At 53.0% G+C, this 6,794-nt stretch carries 8 protein-coding genes; 4 read left to right on the top strand and 4 right to left on the bottom strand.

Going from position 1 to position 6,794, the window contains the following annotated elements; genetic code table 11:
- Positions 1-90, top strand: a 90-nt coding sequence (locus ACUY2T_RS10210; RefSeq protein ID WP_434821247.1) for an IS3 family transposase, incomplete at its 5' end; no start/stop codon positions are given.
- Between the two features lie 202 nt (positions 91-292).
- On the opposite strand, the gene ACUY2T_RS10205 is transcribed toward ACUY2T_RS10210, so the two are convergent.
- Positions 293-553: a hypothetical protein gene (locus ACUY2T_RS10205; RefSeq protein WP_081345126.1), complete on the bottom strand. Its 261-nt coding sequence runs from the start codon at positions 551-553 to the stop codon at positions 293-295.
- Positions 554-636: 83 nt separating this feature from the next.
- On the opposite strand from ACUY2T_RS10205, the gene ACUY2T_RS10200 reads away from it, so the two are divergent.
- A complete protein-coding gene (locus tag ACUY2T_RS10200) occupies positions 637-951 on the top strand; it encodes a hypothetical protein (protein WP_448308491.1) in 315 nt (104 codons plus the stop codon).
- 10 nt (positions 952-961) lie between these two features.
- Positions 962-1,996, top strand: coding sequence for a hypothetical protein (locus ACUY2T_RS10195; protein WP_448308490.1), 1,035 nt, complete (start codon positions 962-964; stop codon positions 1,994-1,996).
- Positions 1,997-2,165: 169 nt separating this feature from the next.
- Here the strand turns inward: ACUY2T_RS10195 and ACUY2T_RS10190 are convergent, their stop codons facing one another.
- Positions 2,166-3,725: a SulP family inorganic anion transporter gene (locus ACUY2T_RS10190; protein WP_448308489.1), complete on the bottom strand. Its 1,560-nt coding sequence runs from the start codon at positions 3,723-3,725 to the stop codon at positions 2,166-2,168.
- 169 nt (positions 3,726-3,894) lie between these two features.
- Here ACUY2T_RS10190 and ACUY2T_RS10185 point away from each other — a divergent pair, with 169 nt between their 5' ends.
- The gene (locus ACUY2T_RS10185) at positions 3,895-4,299 is read left to right on the top strand and encodes a MerR family transcriptional regulator (RefSeq protein WP_434828836.1); all 405 of its coding nucleotides are present in this window, start codon (positions 3,895-3,897) and stop codon (positions 4,297-4,299) included.
- Between the two features lie 1,113 nt (positions 4,300-5,412).
- Here ACUY2T_RS10185 and ACUY2T_RS10180 read toward each other — a convergent pair.
- On the bottom strand, positions 5,413-6,102 hold the full coding sequence (locus ACUY2T_RS10180; protein WP_011273981.1) for a pyridoxamine 5'-phosphate oxidase family protein: 690 nt from the start codon (positions 6,100-6,102) through the stop codon (positions 5,413-5,415).
- A gap of 440 nt (positions 6,103-6,542) precedes the next feature.
- Positions 6,543-6,794, bottom strand: a 252-nt coding sequence (locus ACUY2T_RS10175) for a hypothetical protein (protein ID WP_448308488.1), incomplete at its 5' end; no start/stop codon positions are given.

Raw genomic sequence — 6,794 nt, 5'->3', positions numbered from 1 at the left:
TGGTACAACACCGAACGCATCCAACAACGACTAAAGGGCCTGACCCCGATGCAATATCGGAATCAGACCCTTGAACCCCTCACCGCCTAGAATTAAACTAGTCCAACTTTCGGGGGCTAGTTCATCTACTGGTAGGGGTCTTATCTTAGTAGCGGGGGCAGGATTCGAACCTACGACCTCTGGGTTCTCACCCTCAAGTTCGAGCCACCTGCAGTTATTACCCTTTTACCTGCTGATTAGAGAGGTATAAGCATACTGGGCCTTACTGCGCCTTACCGCAGATTACCGACTCTTAAGTCCCGTTTTGAGTCCCACTTTCTTCACCGAGATTCAAGGCTCCCCGCATAGCGTCGACATCAGTCCAATCCGTGTAGTTGCGCGTGTTCACGTCGACGTCATGCCCGAAGTAGGCTGCACGCACCTGGGCGGGCACCCCTCGCGCGATGGCCCGGTTATTGAGCACCGTGCGCCAGTCATGGGATCTCATTAAAGCGATGTGGTCGTCCTGGACCTGCGCGCCGACATCTTTAAACAGAGCCGCTGACGCTTTCACGGCGTTGTCGGTGCGCCAGTGCGCCTGCTTGTCTCCTGGCGAAGGCAGTAGAGATTGCTGGCAAATACAACCTGTCTCTAAAAGTGCAGCCCAACTCAAAAACCGAGAGTGAGTCGCTAACCGTGGCCCTGGTCGACGACGACGGCGAGGATGCCTACTTCACGAACACCACGAAGGCCGGACGTACTCGAAAGCGTAAAGCAGCTAAAGCTGGCTCAAAATTGGGCCGCAGCTACTCGCTAGAGGGTGTGACCGAACGCGTTAACGAGGCCCAATCAGCCCTTCTTGCGCGGCAGCTTGCAGCACTTCAAGCCAATTCAACCGATGACGACCTGGAGGCGAAATACGGCTCCAGCCTTCTCGATGACGAGGAGGAAGAAAACTATAACAACCAGTAGGTATTCAATCATGGTGTCAGTGACCGAGATGACGAAGCTAGCCCAAGCAGCGGCGAAAGGCAAGATGGACAGCGTCTTGAAGGTTCTCAGCCCACGCCTGGACAAGGCGGAGAAGGCTATCAAGACGCTGCAGGAGAAACTGAAGAGTCTGCCGGAGAATACAGGGGACATTCTCAGTTCTCTGCCCAGCGACTTCTCGACGAGGTTGACGCAAGCGGAAAGCGAATTAAGGAACGTAAAAAGCAATCTCGCCGCAAACAAGAACTACGTGAGCAGCAGTCACTTCCAAGTAACGATGATGGAAGTGCAGCAGATGATCACCGGGCTGATAAGGAACATCGAGGATCTGCCCAACGGCCTGGAGGGGGTAAAAGGGTACCTAATCGAGATAAGCGAGCAGATGTCGCGTCTGACAAGGATGCAACAGCTGGTACTCAAAGCAGCCGAAAGCCCCATCCATCTCGACAAGGATTCCAGCCAAGCAGTAGCCCAGAGCCTGAACGCTCAGATGACTTCGAGCCTGACTTCTAGCCTGGAACCGCTGGTAGAAGTAGCTGTATCTGAGGCAATGTCGAAAGAGTCCGAAAGCCTGCACAAGGCAGCAGAAGCATCTAAGAAGGCTCGCAGCGCCCTGCTCCAGGAGAAGGAGTCCAACGAAAAGCTGCTGGAGAAGATACGTGCAGAGCGCAAAAAGTACAACGACGACATGGAAAAGTCGAACACGAACTTTATTAAGGCCTGCATGTCTGCCTCGTGGATTGCAGCCAGTGTTCTCTTCGTTGCTATCGCACTCGTTGCTGTCGGAGCCTTGGGGAAGGGGCTGCTAAGTATGCTCGGCATACCCGACGGCGTGTCTGCCTTGTGGGGTCACGTCCAGGAGGCCAACGGCATCGGCCCAACACTGGGCTGGTTGGCGTTAACACTTATCGTCATAGGGGTTCTTATAGCGCTTATGACCTGGATGCTGTCCCAGGCTGCGCCGGGTATTGCTCACTTGGTCGAGGAATACCGTCGCAATCACCCGAGGAAAGAAACGAACCACTAACTAAAACACGTGCACCGTAAAAAGTCAAAAGCCCCACAACACAGCGTAGCGGTTAACCGCTACGCTTCTTTTATGCTCTTCCTATGCCCCAACTTTGCAACAGCACCAATAAACTGGCGCCCCGGTTATAAGTTGGGGCGCCAAGTCGATGTGCTCGAGTCGGGGGATGTTAGTGGCCGGTGTCAAGCCGGCCAGACAGTCGGTTCAGCCGGTCCTGACTGGGGCCGTCGAGCCCGATAATGGACACGGTTTTGCCTCTGTCCTGGAACTTCTGCGTAATCGCGTCAAAGGTCGCGACCGTGGAGGCATCCCAGATCTCCGCCTCAGTGAGATCAATAGTGATATGACGGGCAGAATCGGTGTAATCAAAGCGATAAACCAGGTCATTGCTTGATGCCCAAAACAACTGGCCATGCACCCGGTAGGTACGAGTATCAATCTCGCCATCGCCGTCGCCGTCGATCTCGGAGACCTTTTCAATGGAAGCGATATGTGCTATCCGACGGGCGAACATGATCATCGCGGTGACCACACCCAGCACCACACCAATGGCCAGGTTGCTGGTGGCTAGGGTGGCAATAATCGTCACGGCCATAACAATGGTCTCAGAGACCGGCATGAGTTTAAGGGTGCGTGGATGCACCGAGTGCCAGTCGATGGTGCCGACCGAGACCATGATCATGATTGCCACCAGCGCAGCCATCGGGATCATGCCAACGATGTCGCCCAGTGCTAGGACCAGGACCAGCAGGAACACACCGGCTAACAGGGTGGATAGGCGGGTACGTGCCCCGGATTCGCGGACGTTGATCATGGTTTGACCGATCATCGCGCAGCCGCCCATGCCGCCGAAGAAACCGGAGGCAATATTAGCCACCCCCTGTCCCCAGGATTCGCGAGTTTTATCGGAATGAGTGTCGGTGATGTCATCGACGAGCTTGGCGGTCATCAACGATTCCATGAGACCGACCACGGCCATGGCCAGGGCATAAGGCGCGATGATCTGCAGGGTCTCCAACGTCCACGGCACGTTCGGAATAAACAGGGACGGTAAGGTCTCCGGCATCTTGCCCATGTCCGAGACCGTCGGGACAGTCAAACCGGCGGCAATGACCAAACCGGTGAGCACGATAATCGTGACCAGCGGGGCGGGGATCACACTGGTGAGCTTGGGGAAGAAAATCATGATCACCACACCCAAGCCGACGAGTGGGTAGACCATCCAAGGCACATCAATGAGGTGTTCGAGTTGGGCGGTGAAAATCATAATGCCCAGTGCATTGACGAAACCCAGCATCACCGATCGGGGGATAAAACGCTGAAGTTTCGCCACACCGAGGGCTCCGAGCACGATTTGTAGGACACCGCCCAACAAGACGGTGGCGATGAAATAATCCATCCCGTAACCACGCGCCACAGGAGCAATGACTAGGGCAATAGCCCCGGTGGCGCCGGTTATCATTGCCGGGCGGCCACCGGTAAAGGCGATCGCAATGGCCATGACTACCGAGGAAAACAGACCCATGGCTGGGTCAACACCGGCAAGGATGGAAAAGGCAATGGCCTCAGGGATCAGCGCCAGGGATACCGCCAGTCCGGCCAGAATCTCTATACGGATACGGGCGGGGGAAGAAAATGCGTAACGGAAGGATGCGATGATCCCGGTAGGGGCATCAGCGCCGTCTGGACTCAGGAGGGGGCGGGGGGCCGCCGTGCTAGTTTCAGTCATAGATGTCCAATCTTTGAGGGGATAGGTAACTGGGCGAACGCCCGAAAGGAATCCAACCCTCTAGTAACTTTAGGTTTGGTGATGGTGGTCATGGTAGCGGGAGTTTTACTCAACCGCCAACCCAGGTACAGGAACCCGTGGGCAACATCACCGTGAAGGAGAACAGGCAATGCAAAACAGTAATTTCAAGATCGGCGAGGTCGTTGACCAGACGGGGTTGTCGATTCCCACCTTGCGTTATTATGACAACGTCGGCCTGATTACCCCATCGGGGCGTAGCCCTGGTGGGTTCAGGCTTTATAGTGAGGCTGATGTACGTCGTGTTTTGCTGGTGCGACGGATGAAACCGCTGGGGTTTACTCTGGATCAGATGCGGGAATTCCTGGAAGCTGTGGAGATTCTTCATAGTTCAGATGGCGGGCAGGACAGTGATACCGCACAGCAGGCACGGAGTAATGCCAAGGCCACCCTTGCCGACATTCGTGAGGAGACGCGCACCCGCTACGAAAAGCTACGCAAGCAAATTGCCTACGCTGAGGAATTCCTCGATCTGGTCAACACCCTGGCACCCTAAACTGCCCCCATCCTTCGCAGGGAGAAAAAGACCATCGTATTGAATGCGCTCTGTCGAATCGCGTTCCAGATGAAGTGGACGAACGCCCGCGGCCTCTCCGGAGTGGATGGCGATAGTACAGAGGACTTCTGAAATCCGTGCAGACGACTCCTCAAAACGACACAGTCATCCAAGGTCACAAAATCGAAAATTGTCACTTAACCCCATCACTTCCAAACCGGCTTAAGTGACAAAATGCTATCGCTAAAGTCCCGATTTGAGTCCCAGGACGTGCGCCTTAAGAGAAATAACTAAAGCCCCTACCAGTGTTTCTCCTGGTAGGGGCTTGGAAGTTGGTAGCGGGGGCAGGATTCGAACCTACGACCTCTGGGTTCTCTGTATTAAGTGCGCACTACTTGAAACTATCTCTGGCAACAATACAGTTCGCCACTGCAGCAGACCCCTGAGTGAAGTACCCACCCCTCCAGAAACAATTAACCCAATATAAAGGTATATACCGGCCACCAACCCATTTTAGAAATCATCACGATCGCAAGTACGTTTCAATCCAATTAAGTACCGTAATTCGTGACAGATCTCCAATTCGCTACATCGGCGATGGTTCACAATATCTCCCCAAGGCGTCCGAAAAGCGTTTCACCGCAATCTCATTTCAGGTGGAGCAACCCTTGAACGAAGACTCGACAACTGCAGGCAGTCGCTTGAGCGCACCTATCCCTAATAGGCCAAGCAAACCGCTTCTTTTCTCCCCAGGGAGGGAAGCAAGCGACTGATAAATCCCCTTTTCCACTAATCGTTTTACATCGACCATCAGCCACAAGAAATCCCGAAGCTACTACAAAGGTTAACAAGCAAAAGACAATCGTCACAATACGACCATCATGCACCTAACAAAGTGCCGGTACGACGTCACCTAAGTCATATTCAAAACTAAGGAGCGTCACTAACCGGCCTCCCCATCACACGCTCGCCGAGTAGCGATTTAAACCTATCAACACTACTTTATTGACCGGGCCACCATGCCACAAACTCGATAATTTTTCTTGTAAAGCCTAGCGCAGGTTCGACAAAATGAAAACCTACCACGGCAGAATATTGTAAGAAAAACTGGCATTAGCCCAAAGAATCTAGTTTCTCATTTAATAAATTATTCCTCTCTTTTAGCTCAGAAATTTCGTTACGCAACTCGTCTATGTCGGCCCGATACAAGGCAATCCTCTCGTCGACCTGCTCCTTGTCCCATCGGGGCTTAATATGTTTAGTACAGTTTTTATCCGAAGCTACAATATCAACTATCATTGCCCTCTCAGACTTAGACCGGATTTCTTTATCGCCTAGATTACGTAATTGTTTAGCAATTTTTGGGTCATCACAAAGCTCAATTACCCGCGCATATCCGAACACCTTTAATCGTGTTCGAAGTGGGTAGTTAATGAAGAATAATGCTACTCGCCCATCTCGGTCGATGTTGCCTGTACTCACATACTGGTTGTTCCCCATAAACTCTAACCACCCTATAGTCCTGTCATCCAGAACGTGCACAAAGCCCTTTGGACCACCTCTATGCTGGACATAAGGCCAACCTGCACCAGTTACCGTAGACAGGAAGAAAGAGTCAGCCTGCTGTATCAACTTCCGGTCTGCGGGTTCAAACTCAAATCTCCCTACTCGCTCCGGAAGTGTTGTTCCTACGGAGCCTTGACGTCGGCGAACAAACGAATCGTAGGCGAGTTGTTCATAAGTGACTGCGTCTGCCCCCTCATGCGTAGCCCCTTCGTTAGATTCCGCTTCCTTAGCATCCATGTCTTTCATACTAGCGGGTAACGGGTGAAGCGTACTGAGTTTGGTCCCGTTCGCATCCAGGGAAGGATAGGAAACTATCGTAAAACTTTTGCCCTAATCTCGCCGCCTAGGCGTGCCCCTTAGCCGAGGAGGGCAAGGAGCTTGAAGGTTACTCATGGTGGCCAACTGTCGAGTAGACCAAGCGGAGCTTGAGGATTGTCGCCCACACTAACTCCGGTTGCATGCATTACTGCACCGTCTGAGCACAAGGAGTTCTCGACTGACGGACTTCGACGGATATGTTGGAAGACAAGTAGCGAAGCGGGGTAGATGAATTCCTTGAGATTGTGTTGGCTTTTTCGCAGTGGAGGTCGAACACCGCACGCGGAAATAGTCGATTGTATCGATACCTAGCGGAATCGCTTCAAAGCGAGGCAAATGGCCGCACGTTGAATGCGGCGTTAGATTGTTGGTTGTCTCTTTTCAAAGGGACCGTGTGCCAATATCTCAGCTAGCGCGAGAGTACCAAAGGCAAAAATCAATAATTTCATAGTACGTGGTTCGACTCGCGCCTTCGCCATCCCCAGCCCGTTACCTTGTGAGTGTCCCTGATAATGGGGATAGTCGCTGGTCCCGGTATGGCTTACCTGCCCTGTAGTTTCCATAATCCGGGGGGTGTTGCCGCCGGGTGCCAGGACTTTCGATGACAGCTG

The sequence above is a fragment of the Corynebacterium sp. 22-2729 genome (assembly GCF_053479475.1).
The sequence above is the reverse complement of the archived record's forward strand: the minus strand, read 5'-3'. Positions and strand labels throughout refer to the sequence as shown.

Bases quoted from the DNA above. Each gene is read 5' to 3' on its own strand.
- ACUY2T_RS10195 (WP_448308490.1), top strand. From the start codon at position 962: ATGGTGTCAGTGACCGAGATGACGAAGCTAGCCCAAGCAGCGGCGAAA.
- ACUY2T_RS10190 (WP_448308489.1), bottom strand. From the start codon at position 3,725: ATGACTGAAACTAGCACGGCGGCCCCCCGCCCCCTCCTGAGTCCAGAC.
- ACUY2T_RS10185 (WP_434828836.1), top strand. From the start codon at position 3,895: ATGCAAAACAGTAATTTCAAGATCGGCGAGGTCGTTGACCAGACGGGG.
- ACUY2T_RS10180 (WP_011273981.1), bottom strand. From the start codon at position 6,102: ATGGATGCTAAGGAAGCGGAATCTAACGAAGGGGCTACGCATGAGGGG.